Below are 19,350 nucleotides of genomic sequence, written 5' to 3'. Positions count from 1 at the left end.
TTTAAAAATCTAGACTAATACAATGTTTTAAGTGCAAAAGTATGAAACATTCAAAATAAATATTCTATTTCAAGAACGATTCTAACAAAGTTCCATTAAAAAACAAATAAAAAAGCAAATGAAATTATTAACAGTATTATTATATTTAGGCTTAGTTGTAAGCGCCCAAGCTCAAGAAGTCAGTTTTAATGGAATAACTTACAAAATTAAAGGAAAAACGATCTTACTAGATAAAGCAGATGTAACCACAACGCTTTCGGTTAAGGACCAAAAAGGTGTATGGGAAGCTTTTAATAAGCAAAAGGCCTTAGATGAAGAACGAATGGAAGCTAGTAAAGCCTTAAAAAAAGCCGAAAAAGAGCAAAAAAAAGCTGAAAAGAAACAGAAAAAAGCTGAAAAAGAATTAAAAGCTAAAGAAAAAGTACGGTCTAAATTTGAAGATGTTAGTGAAGATTATGAAGATGCCGTAGCGAAGTTCGAAAAGTTAAAAAAGAAAGGTAAATTATCGCCTAATGATGAAACCAAATGGTTGAAAAAAATACAAAATTTAAAAGATGATGTTGATAAAACAAAAAGAAAACTTTAGCTCCAACCTTTAATCGATATATGCAAGACCAACTAAAAGTAGCCTTAATACAATCGGATCTGGTTTGGGAAAACCCTAAACAAAACCGTAAAAATTTTTCAGAGAAAATTGATAATATTTTAAAAGAAGTAGATGTTATTGTGTTGCCTGAAATGTTTACAACAGGTTTTACAATGAATGCCGAAACAGTTGCTGAAACCATGGATGGTAAAACTGTAGCTTGGATGCAAAAACAAGCATCAAAAGTAGGTGCTGCAATGGTTGGGAGTCTTATTATTTCTGAAGACAATGCATATTATAATCGTCTGATTTTTGTAGAACCATCGGGTGCCATTACTACTTATGATAAAAGACACACCTTCACGCTTGCAGGTGAAGATAAGGTATATTCAGCAGGTATCGAAAAAATAATTATAAACTATAAAGGTTGGAAAATTTGTCCTTTGATTTGTTACGATTTACGCTTTCCTGTTTGGGCGAGAAATGTAGAAAATTACGACGCACTGTTATATGTTGCTAATTGGCCCAAGCCTAGGGTTTTAGCATGGGATACTTTACTAAAAGCACGAGCCATTGAAAATATATGCTATACTATTGGTGTAAATAGGGTGGGACTGGATGAAGAACAAAATGAATACTCAGGTAACTCGGCTGTTTATGATGTGTTGGGTAATGCCATAACCACCATAAAACCAAATAGAGAGCAGGTGGAGGTGGTTACTTTAGACCGGAATCACATTAATTTTTATCGAAATAAACTTAAGTTTTTGGATGATAAAGACAAGTTTACTCTGAAGTAAACTCAAGGGTTTCTGGATAACCCCAATCAGCACGGACTTCTATTTCTTTAAAGTGACTAACCCGTTCAGCTTGTATTTTTTTAAGATAACTACCCGTGTCGTATATGCCATTGCCGTTAGCATCATGAATCACTCTAATATAATAAGTACTTGGTTGTAAATTTAAGAAGTCGATAGTTTCTGGTTTTGTAGTGTATTTTTCAGCTCTTACATCGCCTTTTTCATTAGTTAATTGTACAATAAGTGGGTAGTTTGCATTAACTAGGGTAAAACGGACAAAACCAAAATCCGATGCTTTTCCCGTGCTTAAATTAAATTTTAGAGTATCACTTTTGTTATCAAAAAAATCAGTAAAAGCTTCTGGTAGTACAAGCATTTTATAACTATTCGCTTCTGTTTTCTTAAAGTTGAAAGCGTAAGTATTGTTAATAGAATCAAATTCAGTAGCGAAACTAACTTTTGTTGAGTCTTTATCAATAAGATTAACTTTGGAGGTGTCAAAACTAACAAAAGGAATGCTTCCGCGAATTTTAAACGGTTGTTCTAGACCTATAACTCCAGATGAAATGGTTTTAATAGTTAGCGAATCTTTTTTTTGTTTTCTAATTTTTACAGTATAGTCTTTATCAAAATTAAAATTGGCATGAGAAACGTTTAAAATAAGAGAATCGGCTTCAAATTTGGGTTTATACCAGTAGTAAAGGGTGTCTGTTTTTTCATCTTTAGTAATGCGGTGTTCAAAATCGGGAGGTGTTTCAGACTTTACATTAATTTTCATTTTACTATAATCACCTTCATAGCCAATAGCTATTTTTTGGGTCGCTACCAAAGCCGGTCGTACTGCTTTAAAATCGAGTTCTTCCTTAAATAACTTAAGTGTGTAAAGAGTATCGGTGGGTACAGTAATAAAGCTTTTGTAATAGGCTATTTGATCGGTTTTTTGTTGAAACTTATTGTCGGCATTTCCATCTTTTAAAGCCATGAGCATATACTTGCCAGCTTTAATGTTTTCAATAGAAAATGTAGTGACACTATCGAGTGTATTGGTAATGTATTTAGGTGGGTTTTTATAAATAATAGAATCGGTAAATGTTGAATCTACTTCGTAAAGTGCCACATTTACAAATGTTTCGGGTTGTCTTTTTAAAGCATCAACAATAGTCCCTTTTACACTTAGTGAATCGATATAACTCCCCGTGGAAAACACATATCGGTAGTACGGATAGGGGTTGCCTTCATTATTATCCGTAATACTGTTTCCAAAATTAAACGCATAGGTGGTATTAGGTTGTAGCGTATCAAAAATTTTAATAGTAATGTATTTGCTAGCACCTCCAAGCGGCGTAATTTCTGGAGGGTAAGTCATTGGAGGAGAAATAATGAGTTGTTTTTGTATGTCTTTAATTTTAACATACTCATCAAAATAAATTTTAATAATCTTGCCTTTAAAATTAGTATTATAATTCTTTGGAAGTTCTTCTACAATTTTAGGAGGCATTTCATCTTTTGGTCCACCATCAGGTGTTCCTCTGTTGGCACAGTTTACAAAAACAAGGCCTAAAAAAATCAATAAAATAAAACTTGAAAGGGTTTTGTTCATCACCAATTTTAATTTTTTACAAACCTACATAATTTTAAAGATATAACGGTTAACTCTTTAGGCTATTGCTATGGTGGCAATACTTATTTTTATGTTTTTTGCGTTGTTTAACACGTTTATACAAGCCTCTAAAGTTGCACCTGTAGTTATAATATCATCAACTAAAAGAATGTGTTTGTTTTCAATGGCATCTAAGTTTTTTATAGCGAATAATTCATTAGTATCGTTCCAGCGAGATAATCTGTTTTTAATAGTTTGCGAGCTGGTGTTGGTTACTTTTATAAGAATATCGTCTTTATAATCAACTTCTAAAGCTTCAGCAATTTGTTGTCCAAATTTTTCAACTTGATTATAACCTCGCTTAATAAGCTTCTTTTTGTGTAAAGGCACAGGTATCACCACATCTACCGTTTTATAATTATCAAGGGTTTTTAACTCGCCACCGAGCCAATTTCCTAGAGAATAACCAATAGTTTCATAACCTTTGTATTTCAATCCATGAATAAGCTGCTGTACGAGCCCTTTTTTCTCAAATCTAAAAAGTGCGGTGGCGTTTTCAATATTTGCACGTCCATAAAGCACTTTTTTAACGGTGTCATCATTATCTAAATGAAAATTAGTTACAGGTAAATCATGTCGGCAGTTTACGCAAATAGTATCTTCATTATCATTTAGTAAGTTCAGGCATGCGTAGCATACTTTTGGGAATAACAAATCAATTATGGGTTTAAGCATAAAATCAATAATAATTTTTGGCGTTACCACAAGGGTCGGGCTTTACGCACTCGCTTTTTTGCTTCTTCCGTCGCAAAAAGAGCTCAAACAATTGCTTCAATCCCTAACGCATTTAAAAATAAGCAAATTCACACTTAATTTTTAACAAAGAAGGCATTTAGTTTGGTACGGTTTTTTATTTTTGCACTATGGCAAATAACGACGATCAATTTAAAAAAGTAATCTCTCATGCAAAGGAGTATGGTTACGTGTTTCAAAGTAGTGAAATCTACGATGGATTAAGTGCAGTTTACGACTACGCACAAAATGGTGCAGAATTAAAGAAGAACATACGTGACTACTGGTGGAAAGCCATGGTGCAGATGAACGATAATATTGTAGGTATTGATGCTGCAATATTTATGCATCCAACTACTTGGAAAGCCTCAGGACACGTTGATGCATTTAACGACCCTTTAATTGATAACAAAGATTCGAAAAAGCGTTATAGAGCCGATGTTTTAATTGAAGACTATTGTGCTAAAATTGAAGCAAAAATTGATAAAGAAGTCGATAAAGCAGCGAAACGTTTTGGTGATGCTTTTAATAAAGAAGAATTTCTTACAACCAATACCCGTGTTGTAGAATACCAAGAAAAAATAAAGACCACGCTTTCGCGTATGGCAAAATCTTTAGAAAACGAAGATTTGGCTGACGTTAAAGCACTCATCGAAGAGTTAGAAATTGCCGACCCATTAACTGGGAGCAGAAACTGGACCGATGTTAAGCAGTTTAACTTAATGTTTGGTACTAAATTAGGGGCTTCTGCCGAAAGTGCAATGGATTTATACTTACGTCCTGAAACGGCTCAAGGTATTTTTGTAAACTTTTTAAATGTTCAAAAAACAGGACGTTTAAAAATTCCTTTCGGAATAGCACAAACAGGTAAAGCTTTTAGAAACGAAATTGTTGCAAGACAATTTATTTTTAGAATGCGTGAGTTTGAACAAATGGAAATGCAGTTTTTTATCAAACCAGGCACTCAAAAAGAATGGTTTGAGCATTGGAAAGAAGCCCGAATGAAATGGCATTTAAGTTTAGGTTTGGGAACCGAAAATTACCGTTTTCACGACCATGAAAAATTAGCACATTATGCCGATGCAGCCACCGATATCGAATTTAAATTCCCGTTCGGGTTTAAAGAACTAGAAGGTATTCACTCGCGCACCGATTTCGATTTATCGCAACATGAAAAATTCTCAGGTAAAAAATTACAGTATTTTGATCATGAAGCAAATGCAAGCTATACACCATATGTTTTAGAAACATCTATAGGTTTAGATCGTATGTTTTTAGCTGTTTTTTCTAATTCATTAGTTGAAGAAGAGCTTGAAAATAATACCACACGAACCGTTTTAAAACTGCCAGCAGTTTTGGCTCCTATTAAAGCAGCAGTGTTGCCATTGGTTAAGAAAGATGGTTTGCCAGAAATCGCAAAACAAATTGTAGACGATTTAAAATGGGATTTCAATGTAGACTATGATGAAAAAGATGCTGTAGGACGCCGTTACAGAAGGCAAGATGCCAATGGTACACCATTTTGTATTACTGTAGATCATGATACTTTAGAAAATAACACCGTTACTATTCGTCATAGAGATTCTATGGAACAAGAACGTGTGAAAATTGAAGATTTAAGAAATATTATTAAGCAAGAAGTTGATGTGCGTACTTGGTTAATGAAAATGTAATATTCTGGCGAAAGTAGAAATATCATTTATCAAAAACCCAAGCCTACGCTTGGGTTTTTTGTTATTGTGATGCTTAACCAGATTTTGCAGAACCATTCATCAAAATCTTTGGAAAAGCATATTTATAAAGTAATTACGCAGAAATTAATTCAAATCATAAGCAATTTAGTATATAAACAACACATTCATATGAACAAAGCAATATTAGTTACAGCTTCCATTTTAGGGATCATAGGTATTATTTTAGGCGCCTTTGGTGCACATGGTTTAAAAGAATTAATTTCTATAGAAGCACAACAAACCTTTGAGACTGGGGTTCGCTACCAAATGTACCATGCTATTTTATTATTGTTTGTAGGCAGTACAGTGCTTATTAGACAAAAAAATAAAAAGAGAATTTATTATTTAACCTTAATAGGTGTTTTGTTATTTTCTGGGTCCATTTATGGCTTAGCAACAAATGCTTTAACAGCTTTTGATTTTAAAATAATTGGTTTTATTACACCTATAGGGGGTTTGCTTTTGATAATGTCATGGGTAATACTTTTTGTTAATTTCTTAAAAATTAAACATTAAAATAAGAAAAATATAAAAATAATATATTAATTTTGCGTAATACATAATTTTAATTACTATTATGACAAACTATAACCAGATTTCAAAGACAATTTCGTTGGAAAAATATGGAATAAAAAATGCTAAAATTAAGTATCAATTAGCCCCTGAACAACTTCATGACATTGCGATAGAAAAAGGTCAAGCTGTTGAAGCTTCTTCTGGAGCTCTTGCGGTTAATACAGGTGAATTTACAGGGCGTTCTCCAAAAGACCGATTTATTGTAGAAGATGCTATTACGAAAGACAAGGTGTGGTGGGGAAACATCAACATACCATTTGATGCAGCCAAGTTTGATGCTTTATATGATAAAGTAGCGGACTATTTATCTAATAAGGAGATTTTTGTTAGAGATTGTTATGCGTGTGCCGATGATGATTACAAATTGAATATTAGAGTTATTAATGAATATCCTTGGAGTAATCAGTTTGCTTATAATATGTTTTTACGACCCACAGATGCGGAATTAAAAAATTTTGAATCAGAATGGACTGTAGTTAATGCTCCTGGGTTTATGGCTAATCCTGAAGTGGATGGCACGCGACAGCATAACTTTGCTATTTTAAACTTTACAAAAAAAATAGCGCTTATTGGAGGTACTGGTTATACTGGAGAAATTAAAAAAGGTATTTTTTCTGCATTAAATTTTATTCTTCCAGTATATAAAAATACATTGCCAATGCATTGCAGTGCTAATGTAGGGAAAGGAGGTGATACGGCTATTTTTTTCGGATTATCGGGTACAGGAAAAACTACCCTTTCTACCGATCCCAATAGAAGCTTAATTGGGGACGACGAACATGGTTGGACGGCAGAAAATACCGTGTTTAATTTTGAAGGTGGCTGTTATGCTAAAGTTATTAATCTTTCAAGAGATAGCGAGCCTGAAATTTATGACGCCATAAAAAAAGGAGCGATTCTTGAAAATGTAATTTTAGATGAAAATGGTGCTGTAAAGTTTGAAGATACTTCTATTACACAAAATACAAGGGTTAGTTACCCACTTACTCATATTGATAATATCCAAGTACCTTCTATTGGGGAAAATCCAAAAAATATTTTCTTTTTAACGGCCGATGCTTTTGGTGTATTGCCTCCCATTTCTAAATTGACGCCAAATCAGGCTGCTTACCATTTTATATCGGGTTATACAGCTAAAGTAGCAGGAACGGAGGCAGGTGTTTTAGAACCAACCCCTAATTTTTCAGCTTGTTTTGGCGCGCCTTTTATGCCTTTACACCCCACAAAATATGCAGAAATGCTAAGTAAGAAAATGAAAGATTCTGGTGTTAATGTGTGGTTAGTAAATACAGGTTGGACAGGAGGTTCTTATGGTGTTGGAACACGTATGAAACTAAAATATACCCGAGCCATGATTAATGCCGTTTTAAACGGCGATTTAGGCTTGTATAACTACGATGATTATCACATACATTCTGTGTTTGGGGTAGCGCAACCTAGGGAATGCCCAGGTGTTCCAACAAGTGTGTTAAGCCCAAGAGCGACGTGGAACGATGATGAAGCATATTATACTACAGCTTTTAAATTAACCAATGCATTTCGTGAAAATTTCAAAAAATTTGAATCTTTTGCTAGTGAAGAAATTAGACGTGGTGGCCCACAACGCTATGCATTTTAATATTAAAAATAGAAAGGGATGATTTAAAATAAATCATCCCTTTCTTATAAGCTTATATATTTTTTATTTTGCTTTATTTATCTTTTCAATATATTTTTCTAAGGCCATAGTCATAGAAGGTGTTTCTGGGGTTGGTGCAGCAACATCTACACGCAATCCTCTTTCCTCAACAGCTTTTATTGTAGTATCTCCAAATACAGCTATACGTGTTTCGTTTTGTTTGAAATCTGGGAAATTATGAAATAATGAATCAATACCAGAAGGACTGAAAAACACTAATATATCATAAGAAACATTAGCTAAATCTGAAAGGTCGCTAATAACAGTTTTGTAAAAAGTAGCTTGTTTCCAATCTACACCCAAAGCATTCAAAGTATCTGGCACTTCATCCTTCACTTTATCGGTGTTAGGGAGTAAGAACTTTTCTTCTTTATATTTCTTAATTAAAGGTGATAATTCCGAAAAGCTGCGTTTTCCAACATAAATTTTACGTTTTCTGTACACCACATATTTTTGAAGATAAAAAGCAACTGCTTCAGACTGACAAAAATATTTCATGGTGTCGGGTACTTTAAATCGCATTTCTTCGGCAACTCTAAAAAAGTGGTCTATAGCATTTCTACTAGTTAAAATGATAGCAGTATAATTATTCAGGTCAACTTTTTGTTGTCTAATTTCTTTTGCAGAAACTCCTTCAACGTGAATGAAAGGCCTAAAATCTATTTTTACTTTTTGTTTTTCTATTAAATCGAAATAAGGCGAGTTCTCTATTTTAGGTTCTGGTTGAGATACTAAAATGGTTTTCACTTTCATAGGCGCAGTAGTTAATTCTTCTATTTTGAAATGATTACTTTGTACAAAATGATACACGGTGCAATTTCAAGTGCGCAAAGATATAAAATAAAATAAAAAAAGTTGTATTTTATTAAAGTTTGATGGGCTTTGAAAGAAGTAAATAGGCCGATTAAGACCACCACAAGCAATAAAAAAACAATTATGTAAAAAAAGGTTAATGTAGGCTTAAAACTAAACAACAATAAGGCGTTGATGGGTATGAGTACGAGTCCTAAATAATTTTTGTAACTTATTTTTTGAAAAAGATATTGGTCTATCATAGTATCAATTTCAAAAAGACTTCCAATTAGACGTTCAATAAACACTTTTATTAAAATAAACATGCTAATACCAAAAGAAGTTTTAAACATGATATCTGATGATATGGTATTTGAACTTGTGAAAAATTTAAAGGAAATAAAACAAAAAAGAGACAGAGAAATGATAAGATTTGTGAACAATAAAGCATCAAATTTGTCAAAAAACTTTTGCTCTCGTGAATAAATTTTTAGATACTTCGAGTTTCCTATTACAGAAATAAAATCATTAAACCGTCTAGGAGCTGTTAATTTAGCGCTAGCAATAAGTATAAGCCCCACCACAAGCATGATAGTAAAAAAATCGTTTGATATTGTTTCCCTAAGCATACTGTAAAATTATTATAAATATATTAGAAGATGATTTAATTATTAAGGAATATTTAAAATAAATAAACTGTTAATAATGTACATTTGCAAAAATTAACCCATTTTCATTAAAATTAAAGAATGACTGATACGGTTGTTATCATTCCCACATACAATGAAATAGAAAATATTGAAGCTATAATAAAAGCGGTATTTTCTCAGTCGGATGCTATACATGTTCTTGTAGTTGATGATAACTCGCCAGATTTAACGAGTTTAAAAGTAAGGGAACTCCAAAAAGAGTTTCCAGACAGGTTGTATTTAGAAGTTAGAAAATTAAAATCTGGGTTGGGAACAGCTTATATTCATGGATTTAAATGGTGCTTAAAAAAAAGTTATCAATATATTTTTGAAATGGATGCCGATTTTTCACATGACCCAAACGATTTAATAAAATTACATCATGCGTGTCATGTACAAGAAGCCGATTTAGCTATAGGTTCGCGTTATGTAACGGGCGTTAATGTGGTTAACTGGCCTATGAGTCGCGTACTTATGTCGTATTTTGCATCGCGTTATGTGCGTATTATTACGGGTATGAGGATACACGATACAACGGCTGGTTTTGTTTGTTATAAACGTAAAGTATTAGAAACGATAAATTTAGACACTATTAAGTTTATTGGTTATGCCTTTCAAATAGAAATGAAATTTAAAGCTTATTTAAAAGGGTTTGAAATAACAGAAGTGCCTGTAATTTTTACAGATAGAACATTAGGAGAGTCAAAATTAAGTTCAGGAATAATATCTGAAGCTATTTTTGGAGTTATTTCAATGAAAATAAAAAGTCTATTTAAGAAGTAAATAGATAAAAAAATAAACAAATGAAACCAAAAATCATACTTATTAAAAATGCTCATATTGTTAATGATGGGGCTATTTTTAATGGCGATATATTAATTGAAGGAGAGTATATTAAAGAAGTTAGCGACTCAATAAGTGCTAAATCTTCCGATGTACATGTTATTGATGCAGAAGGGAAATATTTGTTACCTGGTGCTATTGATGATCAAGTACATTTCAGAGAGCCAGGGTTAACACAAAAAGCAACTATTGAATCAGAAAGTAAAGCAGCTATTGCTGGTGGTATTACTTCGTTTATTGAAATGCCTAATACCTATCCGCAAACTACAACTATTGACAAATTAGAAGAAAAATTTGATATAGCATCTAAAACATCATCAGCAAACTATTCGTTTATGTTTGGCGGAACAAATGATAATTTAGAAGAAATTTTAAAAGTAGATGCTCATAACGTTGCAGGGTTAAAATTATTTTTAGGATCTTCAACAGGAAATATGTTGGTTGATGATACAGCTGTACTGGAGAAAATTTTTAAAAGTACTAAGTTGCTTATTTCTGTGCATTGCGAAGATGAAGCTACTATAAAAAAGAATTTTGAAGAGTATTTAGATAAGTTCGGAGATGATATTCCTATAAAATACCATCCTCTAATTAGAAGTCAAGAAGCTTGCTATTTATCATCTTCAAAAGCTATTAAATTAGCCGAAAAAACAGGGGCAAGATTACATGTGTTTCATCTTTCAACAGGAAAGGAAACAAAATTATTTAGCAATAAAATTCCTTTAAAAGATAAAAAAATTACAGCTGAGGTTTGTATTCATCATTTATGGTTTTCCGATAAAGATTATGATAAAAAGGGAACACTAATTAAATGGAATCCGGCAGTAAAGACAGAAGAAGACAGGGAGAAATTATGGGAAGCCTTGCTAGATGATCGGATTGATGTTATTGCAACAGACCATGCGCCACATACTTTAGAAGAGAAAAGTAACGTTTATACTAAGGCGCCTTCTGGAGGACCTTTGGTACAACACGCTTTGCCTGCTATGTTAGAAATGCATCATAAAGGTAAAATTTCAATAGAAAAAATAGTAGAAAAGATGTGCCATAACCCAGCTATTTTATTTCAGGTTGAAAAACGAGGTTATATAAAAGAAGGTTATTTTGCCGATTTAGTTTTAGTAGATTTAAATAATCCATGGACAGTAAATAAAGATAATATTTTATACAAATGTGGCTGGTCTCCATTTGAAGGGACTACATTTCGATCACGAATTACACATACTTTTGTAAATGGTAGTTTGGTATATCAAAATTCTAAATTTATTGATGTGAAAGCTGCTAAAAGATTAACCTTTAACAGATCATGATAAAACGTTTTATACCCTATTTAAGCTTTGTTTTACTTGTTGTAGCATGTAATAATTTTGGTGGTCCCAAAAAACCAAATAATTTGATTTCCAAAAAAATGATGGTAAACATTTTAATTGATGCCAGATTAATGGGGTCGGCTACACATGCCTATAAACAAAAAATGCAAGAGCGGGGAATTGAGTTTGATAGCTACGTTTTTGAAAAATACGGTATAGATAGCTTGCAATTTGCTTTAAGTAATTCATATTATGCCTACCATATAAAAGATTACGAAGAAATCTATAATACCATTTCAGACAGTTTAGAAAAGCTAAAAACAGTTTTAAACGAAAGGAAATTAGAAGAAGAAGAAAAACAGAAAAAAAGAGTAGAAGATTCCATTAATGCATTGAAAGTGAAAGATTCGCTTGATATAAGCATAAAAAAGGATACTTTAACTGAAGATTTATTGAAGAAGAAAATTAAAGAAGAAGAGGGTGTTTTAATTAATCCTGTTTCACATAAGAATCGCCGATCTCGAAAATAGTTTCTTTTATATCTTTAAAATTGAAATTTAAAGCGGTTTTAAGTTTCTGGCTGTTATGATTTGTTTCAGACATTAAAGAAGTTGTAAGTTGTTTTGTTAATTGTCTCCTTTTTCCAGTTAATTGGTGATTTAACCAATCTAACCTCCAACCTAAACTTAACAAAAATGAACCTGCTAGTTTCTTTGGTGGTGTTGCTTTTACCGAGAGTGCTAAAGTTTGCAAAAAGTGTTTGTAAGTCCAATTTTCTGCAACTAACACGAAGCGTTCATTTATAATATTACTTTTCATTAAACGAATCATGACCGTTACTACATCTTTAACAGCAATAAGTCCAATAGTACCAGAGGTATAATAATTTAAACCTTTATGCGCTTTTTTGAACAAACTACCAGAGCCAAAACTCCAAATGCCAGCACCTAAAATAACGCCTGGATTTATAATTACAGCGTTTAAGCCTTCTTGTGTACCGCGCCAAACCTCCATTTCTGCACCATATTTGGTAATAGCATACACGTTGTTATCGTCTTCTGGATTCCAAACGGTTTCTTCAGTAATAGGATTATTATTAAGAGTTTTTCCTAATGTAGCAATCGAACTAACATGACAAAGTTTTTTTATATTATTTGAAATACAAAAGTTGATAATATTGGCGGTACCTTCAATATTTGTTTTTCTTAAAAGATGGTATTTGTCGGGTTCAAAAGATACAAAAGCAGCACAATGATATACATAAGTTACACCATTAAACGCCTCAGTTAATGCAGGAATATCTAAAATATCGGCTTGTACCCATTCAATAGATTCAAAAAGCGTTGTGTAGTCACTTGTATAAGTAGCAAAAACATTTTTAACTTGATCTAGCTTGCGTTTACTTCTGTAAATAGCCCGCACTTTTTCGTTATTACTTACTAGACTGTAAAGCAAATGCGAACCGACTAAACCAGTACTTCCTGTTACTAAAATCATACGACTAAAATAGTAAATATTTAGTCTTGTCAATGGTTTTTGCTTAGCGTTTCTTCTAAACATTAAAACTTTCATCTTTAAAACCAAAGAATTATACATTGATTTTTATCTTTGCCCTAGTTTTGTGAAAATTGAAAAAAATGAAAAAGAATTTTGTAGAAGAATTAACGTGGCGCGGTATGATACAGGATAGCATGCCAGGAACCGAAGAACACTTGATGGAAGCTATGCGTTTGGCATATGTAGGTATTGATCCAACAGCCGACTCATTGCATATTGGCCATTTAGTTGGTGTTATGGGACTTAAACATTTCCAATTGGCAGGACATAAGCCCGTAGCCCTTGTTGGAGGTGCAACAGGAATGATTGGAGATCCATCAGGAAAATCGTCTGAGCGTAATTTGCTTGACGAAAAAACATTAAGACATAATCAAGATGCGCTTAAGGAACAATTATCACGCTTTTTAGATTTTGATAGTGATGCTGAAAATGCTGCTATTATTGTGAATAATTACGATTGGATGAAAAACTTTTCGTTTTTAGAGTTTATTCGCGATGTTGGTAAGCATATTACGGTAAATTATATGATGGCTAAAGATTCGGTTAAAAAACGTTTGTCTTCAGAGTCTGCAGTAGGAATGAGTTTTACAGAGTTTACCTATCAATTAGTACAGGGCTATGATTTTTTGCATTTGTATCGAAATAAGCAATGTACATTACAAATGGGAGGAAGTGACCAGTGGGGGAACATCACTACAGGTACCGAGTTAATACGTCGTGTAGATGCAGGAAAGGGATATGCCTTAACATGGCCATTAATCACAAAAGCAGATGGTACTAAATTTGGTAAAACTGAGGGGGGAAATATTTGGTTAGATACCGAAAGAACCTCGCCTTATAAATTTTATCAATATTGGTTAAATACAAGCGATGTTGATGCTGAAAAATATATTAAAATTTTCACTTTTCTAACCCGTGAAGACATAGAAAGTTTAATTAAAGAACATAATGAAGCACCACATTTGCGTGTTTTACAAAAGCGTTTGGCAGAAGAAATAACTACGATGGTACATTCTAAAGAAGAATTAGAAAATGCCATTAAAGCAAGTGAAATACTTTTTGGAAACTCGACAGGTGATGATTTAAAACAATTGAATGAGAAAACATTTTTAGATGTTTTTGATGGCGTGCCTTTAACTGAAATAGCCCTTGCAGATATAGAATCTGGATTAGATATTATTGCTGCTTTAGCTGAAAAAGGAGGGTTTTTAAAATCGAATGGTGAAGCGCGTCGTGCTTTAAAGGAAAACTCTATATCGGTAAATAAAGAAAAAGTAAAAGACGATTATGTAATTACTTCAACAGACTTAATTAATAATAAATTTGTATTGTTACAACGTGGTAAAAAGAATTATTTTATTTTAAGAATTGTATAAAAAACATTAAAGCCTGAGCGAGAGCTCAGGCTTTAAAATAACCAACCAAAAACTTTAATATTTCTTTTTCATAGTTTATAAATAGTCGTATTTCAATTTTAAAACTTACATTATAAATAAATTATTTTTTAAATTTTATTTGTTCCCAATTTTTATCTGCTTTTTGTTTTAATATTTCAGGGCTTTCGTTTTTCCATAATTTGAAGGTGTTTGTTCCCCAAGGATTATAAAACAAGTAGAGTTTGCCATCATTTATTTCAAAAGTTTCAGGGTTTATACCTACTTTGTCTCTTTTTGTACCTGGCATAAGCACAATAGCCTCCATATTGAGGTAAATATTTTTGAAGGGTCTTCTTAAGTAAATTTAAATTTTCTTTAGAAACGAATTTGTAGTTTACACCATCAAATTTTGTAATGAAATATTGTTGCCTTCCATTGCTTGATTGTTAGAATAAGCAACCACATCGTAACCATCTACTGCAAATCCTTTATTTATGTTGTAATCAATAATTTGTGAGAAGCTTATAATGGCGTAAAGTAAATATAAAGGGATTAGGTAAAGGGATTAGACTTTTCATAAAGTTGGTTTTACAATAAGTTGGAAAGCAGTTTGTAACTTATAGCACCATAAGGTTACAACCACGTATATCAGAATCATCAAAACGTCCAATAATTTCAAAAGAACCATTTTCATAAACCTTACCCAAATCTTGAGTAGCAATAAAGGAGCAAGAATTAATATTAGCTAAATCAATCACATTAATACCACCTGCTTTACCTTTGGGTTGAATGCTTAGAGCGTCCTCGGTATCTCGGGTTAAAATACGCATCCAGTTTGGAGTGTTAAAAACACCATTGCCTTTAGAGTAGGCTTGACTTAGTAACTCGGTCATGCCATATTCACTATGAATAGATGTTACGCCAAAACCTTGTTTTAATTGGAGGTGTAATTCTTCACGAATCAATTCTTTTCTACGTCCCTTCATACCGCCAGTTTCCATTACAATAGTATGTTTTAAGTTGAACTGATGTGTTTCAACTAAATCTAACAAAGCAAAAGAAACACCTATTAATAGTACTTTTTTTCCTTCAGAATCTAAACGTATTAATTTGTCTTTTAATTCTGAAATATTATTTAAATAAAACCCGCTTCCTGAATGCTTAGATTGTTTAATTAAAGCATCAACCATGTATATTAAAGAAGATCCCTCACGCTCTAGGTAAGATGGTAGTAATGCTAAAACTATATAATCTTCAATGTTACTATAGAATTTTTGAAATCCTTTATTGAAGCTTTCTTTATAGATTTCTAAATTAGTAACCAAATGTTTACTTGTAATGCTTCCTGTAGTTCCAGAACTGGTAAAAGTGCTTTGAATAGGTTCGGTTGAACTTACAATATCATGTGTTTTGAAAAATTGAATTGGTAAAAACGGAATCTCTTGCATGGTTTTTACATCGCTGGGGTGTTTGTATAATAAATCGCAAAATGATCTGTAAACACGATTGTTTTCAAATTGATATTTAAAAATTTTTAATGCCAATTCATTAAATTGGGTTTCCGATTGTATATTAAAAATAGCATCCGTATTTATCATATGACAAAAGTAGATAAAATAAAAAAGCGCTACCAAATGGTAACGCTTTAAAAATTTATAAAGGGTATTTCATTACTTTATTACTAATTTTCTTGTTTCGCTTATATTATTTTCAGTGATCTTTAAAATATAAACACCTTTACTTAAGTTGGAAATATTTAATTCCTTACCAGTTAAAACTATGCTGAAAATTTGTTTACCTAAAACATCGTAAAACTCAATTTTTTTCGTTAAATTAAGTTTAGATGTAATATATATAAAGGTTTTACCGTTAGTAACAGGGTTGGGATAGATAGATAAGTCTTCTATGCTTTGTTCAATCGTAGTATTGTTTGCATTATTTTGACTAAACCCCGAGAGGGTTGTAAAAAATACTAATGCAAAAAATAAAGTTAAAATGTAGTTTTTTTTCATAAGTTCCGTCCAATGCTATAAAAGTACTAAATTACAACAAATTTGATGCCAAAAAACTGTTAAAGATATGTGTGTTTTAACGAAAGTTTAAATTACTGTAACTTGTTTGTTATCTTAATGTTATTAATCTGAGTTAATTAATAAATTTCAATAAATTCTTGTTATTAGTTTTATCTTTACTTCAAGAAAACAACGTTTATTTGTTTTAAAGAATGAAAAAGAAAGATATTAAAATATTATTAGTAGATGATGAACCAGATATTTTAGAAATAGTTGGTTATAATTTATCTAATGAAGGTTATCAAGTAATTACTGCCGAAAATGGTAGTGAGGGCGTTAAAAAAGCAAAAAAAGAACTTCCAAACTTAATTATTCTGGATGTGATGATGCCAGAAATGGATGGCATTGAAGCGTGCGAATTAATTAGAAAAAATCCAGATTTACAAAATACTCTTATTGTGTTTCTAACGGCTAGAGGTGAAGATTATTCGCAAGTGGCTGGTTTTGATGCAGGTGCCGATGATTATATTACTAAACCAATAAAGCCTAAAGTATTGGTGAGTAAGGTTAAGGCGTTATTAAGACGCTTTAAAGAAGATGAAGCTGTTGATTCATTTAAAATTGGTAGCTTGGAAATTAATAGAGACGAGTATAAAATAACTTCAAAAGGAAAAGAAATTATCTTACCAAGAAAGGAGTTTGAATTGTTATCCTTATTAGCATCAAAACCTGGGAAAGTTTTTAAACGCGATGAAATACTTGATAGTGTTTGGGGTAACGAAGTGGTAGTTGGAGGTAGAACCATAGATGTGCACATACGTAAACTTCGCGAAAAAATTGGAGACGAAAGCTTTAAAACCATTAAAGGGGTTGGTTATAAGTTTGTAGAATAATGCAACCAAAATTTAAAAAATCATATAAGTTTGCTATAAAAACATCGCTTTATATAACTATATATGTAACGCTCTTATCGAGTGTTTTTTTATACGTTTTTTATTCTTTTAATTTCGGGTATATATTATTGCTGGCCATTAGTACCTATCTATTTTCTTTTATTGTAATTCAATTTAGGGTAGAACGGTTTATTTATAAACGCGTAAAAAAAATATACGATGATTTGACACTTTTAGAATCAACAAGTATAACAAAAGGTACTATAACTACTGATATGAAAACCCTAACGCAAGAAATCGATAAGTTTGCGCGCGATAAAAAGATAGAAATTGAATCGCTTAAGGTTAAGGAGCAGTATAGAAAAGAATTTTTGGGCAACGTGTCGCACGAATTAAAAACCCCCCTATTTACCGTTCAAGGTTATATTTTAACATTGCTTGATGGTGCTATGAACGATAAAAACCTGAGAGAAAAATATTTAGAGCGGGCAAGTAAAGGCGTAGAAAGACTCGGTTATATCGTGAAAGATTTAGACATGATAACCAAACTAGAAGTGGGTGATTTAAGTTTGAATCCTGAAATTTTTAATATTGTAGAATTGGTTGAAAATGTGTTTGATATGCTTGAAATGAAGGCAGCTAAAAAAAGAATCACACTTACGTTTGACACGGATTATTCAAAACCCATTTTAGTGAATGCCGATAAAGAACGTATTCAACAAGTATTGGCAAACCTTATTGTAAACTCAATAAAATACGGAAGAGAAAAAGGCACCACCGAAATAAGTATTGAGAACCTTATAAAAAACAAAGTTATTGTAAGGGTTACCGATAATGGGGAGGGTATTGAAAAAAAGGATTTGGCACGTATATTCGAGCGGTTTTATAGAGTCGATAAAAGTGGTTCACGAAAAGAAGGTGGTTCTGGTTTAGGGCTTTCCATAGTGAAGCATATTATTGAAGCTCATCATGAAAAAATATATGTAGAGAGTGAATTTGGTGTTGGAAGTGAATTTTCATTTACGCTCGAAAAGGCTGAATAATTTTTTAAAATCGGTTTCGTAATCAAAAGATTTCAAACCTGTAAAATCCTTCAATACTTTTAATTTATCTAACGTGAAAATTTGTTGATTGCAACTAGGTGCTAAATTTAATTCCGTAAGTCTAGCCGCTAAATATTCTTGTTCAAATTGTCCAGGTGTTGGTATTAAAAAAGCCTTTTTATTAAGTTTAGCTAAATCCATAACAGTAGTGTAGCCTGATCGTGATATAACTACAGCACTTTCATTAATCGTTTTTTCCAACAAATTAGACGTCATAAAATTATAAAAGGTTATGTTACCCATTATCTGAATAGTTTGTTCTTTTTCCATAATACCTTTTACAAAAACCACTTTACCTGAGTAGTTTTTTAACTCACTTAAAAGTTTGTTTTCAAGTATGGTACGTTGGGGCTCAGGACCAGATAGTAAAACCATAATGTCGTTTACAATAGTTGCGTACCGTTTTTCAAATCTGCTTAAAGGACCCATATACCTTGTTGGTATTTCAAAAGTATCTGGATGTCCCAATTTTCCGCTTAGATTTATGCTGGATTCAACATCAGGAACCCAACAAACATCAAATTTTTTAATAAATTTCTCATGAATTTTAGTGCTAAACCAAGTAGTAGTACCACTTAAAACCTTCAATTGATGGGTAATAAAAACCGATGGTACTTTTTTGCTATAAACTCCTAATCTATTATCCGAAATAATCCCTGAAACATTATTATTTTCAATAATATTTTTAGTAGCTTTTTTTTCGGCTTTAATAGCTTTTAGTAATTTGGGAGAATCTGTGAGCAATTTTAATTTTAAAAACTTGCCGTTTTTAGCATAAGTAATATTGTAAGATGGTAATTCAACCGATGATAATCTTGGGAACTCTTTTTGTAATAGTTTAAGTGCCACGCCATCGCTAGCAATGATGGGCTCAAAGTCGTTTATTATGAGTGCATTTATAATAGGAATGCATCGTGCAGCATGTCCTAAACCCCAATTTAAAGGTGCTATTAAAATACGTTTTTTCATATTTTTTTTAAGGTGTTACCCCAAGAGTTGGGCTTTTGATA

At 32.1% G+C, this 19,350-nt stretch carries 20 protein-coding genes; 11 read left to right on the top strand and 9 right to left on the bottom strand.

The genetic code is table 11. From position 1 onward, the window contains the following. The first annotated feature begins 118 nt into the window (after positions 1-118). Together QLS71_RS05350 and QLS71_RS05345 are read left to right on the top strand one after the other, a co-directional pair. Positions 119-586 carry a hypothetical protein gene (locus QLS71_RS05350; protein ID WP_308991442.1) on the top strand — a complete coding sequence of 156 codons (468 nt, stop codon included), beginning with the start codon at positions 119-121 and terminating at the stop codon, positions 584-586. A gap of 20 nt (positions 587-606) precedes the next feature. Then, a complete protein-coding gene (locus QLS71_RS05345; protein ID WP_308991441.1) occupies positions 607-1,386 on the top strand; it encodes an amidohydrolase in 780 nt (259 codons plus the stop codon). On the opposite strand, the gene QLS71_RS05340 is transcribed toward QLS71_RS05345, so the two are convergent. Beyond that, entirely contained in the window at positions 1,373-2,986 is a 1,614-nt protein-coding gene (locus tag QLS71_RS05340) for an Ig-like domain-containing protein (RefSeq protein WP_308991440.1), read from the bottom strand. The genes QLS71_RS05345 and QLS71_RS05340 overlap by 14 nt on opposite strands. 57 nt (positions 2,987-3,043) lie before the next feature. Further along, positions 3,044-3,721: a phosphoribosyltransferase family protein gene (locus QLS71_RS05335; protein ID WP_308991439.1), complete on the bottom strand. Its 678-nt coding sequence runs from the start codon at positions 3,719-3,721 to the stop codon at positions 3,044-3,046. A 188-nt stretch (positions 3,722-3,909) separates the two neighbouring features. Between QLS71_RS05335 and QLS71_RS05330 the strand changes: the two genes are divergently transcribed. The 3 genes from QLS71_RS05330 (at position 3,910) to pckA (ending at position 7,705) form a co-directional block, all read left to right on the top strand. Next, positions 3,910-5,451, top strand: coding sequence for a glycine--tRNA ligase (locus tag QLS71_RS05330; protein WP_308991438.1), 1,542 nt, complete (start codon positions 3,910-3,912; stop codon positions 5,449-5,451). Positions 5,452-5,640: 189 nt separating this feature from the next. Then, positions 5,641-6,027 (top strand): DUF423 domain-containing protein, encoded by a 387-nt coding sequence (locus QLS71_RS05325; RefSeq protein WP_308991437.1) that lies wholly within the window; start codon positions 5,641-5,643, stop codon positions 6,025-6,027. Between the two features lie 61 nt (positions 6,028-6,088). Further along, positions 6,089-7,705, top strand: a complete 1,617-nt coding sequence (gene pckA, locus QLS71_RS05320; protein WP_308991436.1) for a phosphoenolpyruvate carboxykinase (ATP) — start codon at positions 6,089-6,091, stop codon at positions 7,703-7,705. A 63-nt stretch (positions 7,706-7,768) separates the two neighbouring features. Here the strand turns inward: pckA and QLS71_RS05315 are convergent, their stop codons facing one another. Together QLS71_RS05315 and QLS71_RS05310 are read right to left on the bottom strand one after the other, a co-directional pair. Then, positions 7,769-8,518: a uroporphyrinogen-III synthase gene (locus QLS71_RS05315; protein ID WP_308991435.1), complete on the bottom strand. Its 750-nt coding sequence runs from the start codon at positions 8,516-8,518 to the stop codon at positions 7,769-7,771. A 20-nt stretch (positions 8,519-8,538) separates the two neighbouring features. Next, a complete protein-coding gene (locus QLS71_RS05310; RefSeq protein ID WP_308991632.1) occupies positions 8,539-9,147 on the bottom strand; it encodes a DUF4271 domain-containing protein in 609 nt (202 codons plus the stop codon). A 159-nt stretch (positions 9,148-9,306) separates the two neighbouring features. Between QLS71_RS05310 and QLS71_RS05305 the strand changes: the two genes are divergently transcribed. Genes QLS71_RS05305 through QLS71_RS05295 form a run of 3 tightly spaced genes read left to right on the top strand, consistent with a single transcriptional unit; the run spans position 9,307 to position 11,929 of the window. Next, positions 9,307-10,029, top strand: a complete 723-nt coding sequence (locus QLS71_RS05305) for a polyprenol monophosphomannose synthase (protein WP_308991434.1) — start codon at positions 9,307-9,309, stop codon at positions 10,027-10,029. Positions 10,030-10,049: 20 nt separating this feature from the next. Then, entirely contained in the window at positions 10,050-11,399 is a 1,350-nt protein-coding gene (locus QLS71_RS05300; protein ID WP_308991433.1) for a dihydroorotase, read from the top strand. Beyond that, a complete protein-coding gene (locus tag QLS71_RS05295; RefSeq protein ID WP_308991432.1) occupies positions 11,396-11,929 on the top strand; it encodes a DUF4296 domain-containing protein in 534 nt (177 codons plus the stop codon). The genes QLS71_RS05300 and QLS71_RS05295 overlap by 4 nt, the downstream gene beginning before the upstream one ends. Here QLS71_RS05295 and QLS71_RS05290 read toward each other — a convergent pair. Then, the gene (locus tag QLS71_RS05290; RefSeq protein WP_308991431.1) at positions 11,889-12,971 is read right to left on the bottom strand and encodes an NAD-dependent epimerase/dehydratase family protein; all 1,083 of its coding nucleotides are present in this window, start codon (positions 12,969-12,971) and stop codon (positions 11,889-11,891) included. The two genes, QLS71_RS05295 and QLS71_RS05290, sit on opposite strands and share 41 nt — an antisense overlap. Positions 12,972-13,036: 65 nt before the next feature. Here QLS71_RS05290 and tyrS point away from each other — a divergent pair, with 65 nt between their 5' ends. Then, entirely contained in the window at positions 13,037-14,332 is a 1,296-nt protein-coding gene (tyrS, locus tag QLS71_RS05285; protein WP_308991430.1) for a tyrosine--tRNA ligase, read from the top strand. A 121-nt stretch (positions 14,333-14,453) separates the two neighbouring features. Here tyrS and QLS71_RS05280 read toward each other — a convergent pair whose 3' ends face one another. The 3 genes from QLS71_RS05280 to QLS71_RS05270 form a co-directional block, all read right to left on the bottom strand. Further along, complete coding sequence (locus QLS71_RS05280) at positions 14,454-14,657, bottom strand: hypothetical protein (RefSeq protein ID WP_308991429.1); 204 nt, start codon at positions 14,655-14,657, stop codon at positions 14,454-14,456. A 292-nt stretch (positions 14,658-14,949) separates the two neighbouring features. Beyond that, on the bottom strand, positions 14,950-15,930 hold the full coding sequence (locus QLS71_RS05275; protein WP_308991428.1) for an acyl transferase: 981 nt from the start codon (positions 15,928-15,930) through the stop codon (positions 14,950-14,952). Positions 15,931-16,002: 72 nt separating this feature from the next. Next, positions 16,003-16,344, bottom strand: a complete 342-nt coding sequence (locus QLS71_RS05270) for a T9SS type A sorting domain-containing protein (protein ID WP_308991427.1) — start codon at positions 16,342-16,344, stop codon at positions 16,003-16,005. 212 nt (positions 16,345-16,556) lie between these two features. Here QLS71_RS05270 and QLS71_RS05265 point away from each other — a divergent pair, with 212 nt between their 5' ends. Together QLS71_RS05265 and QLS71_RS05260 are read left to right on the top strand one after the other, a co-directional pair. Further along, positions 16,557-17,237 (top strand): response regulator transcription factor, encoded by a 681-nt coding sequence (locus QLS71_RS05265; protein WP_308991426.1) that lies wholly within the window; start codon positions 16,557-16,559, stop codon positions 17,235-17,237. Beyond that, positions 17,237-18,280, top strand: coding sequence for an ATP-binding protein (locus tag QLS71_RS05260; protein WP_308991425.1), 1,044 nt, complete (start codon positions 17,237-17,239; stop codon positions 18,278-18,280). Before QLS71_RS05265 ends, QLS71_RS05260 begins: the two co-directional genes overlap by 1 nt. Here QLS71_RS05260 and QLS71_RS05255 read toward each other — a convergent pair. After that, positions 18,254-19,309 carry a glycosyltransferase gene (locus tag QLS71_RS05255; protein ID WP_308991424.1) on the bottom strand — a complete coding sequence of 352 codons (1,056 nt, stop codon included), beginning with the start codon at positions 19,307-19,309 and terminating at the stop codon, positions 18,254-18,256. The two genes, QLS71_RS05260 and QLS71_RS05255, sit on opposite strands and share 27 nt — an antisense overlap. Positions 19,310-19,350: the final 41 nt, after the last annotated feature.

The organism is Mariniflexile litorale (genome assembly GCF_031128465.2).
Lineage (GTDB): Bacteria > Bacteroidota > Bacteroidia > Flavobacteriales > Flavobacteriaceae > Mariniflexile > Mariniflexile litorale.
Note: the sequence above shows the minus strand (reverse complement) of the source record. Positions and strands in the feature narration are given on the sequence as shown.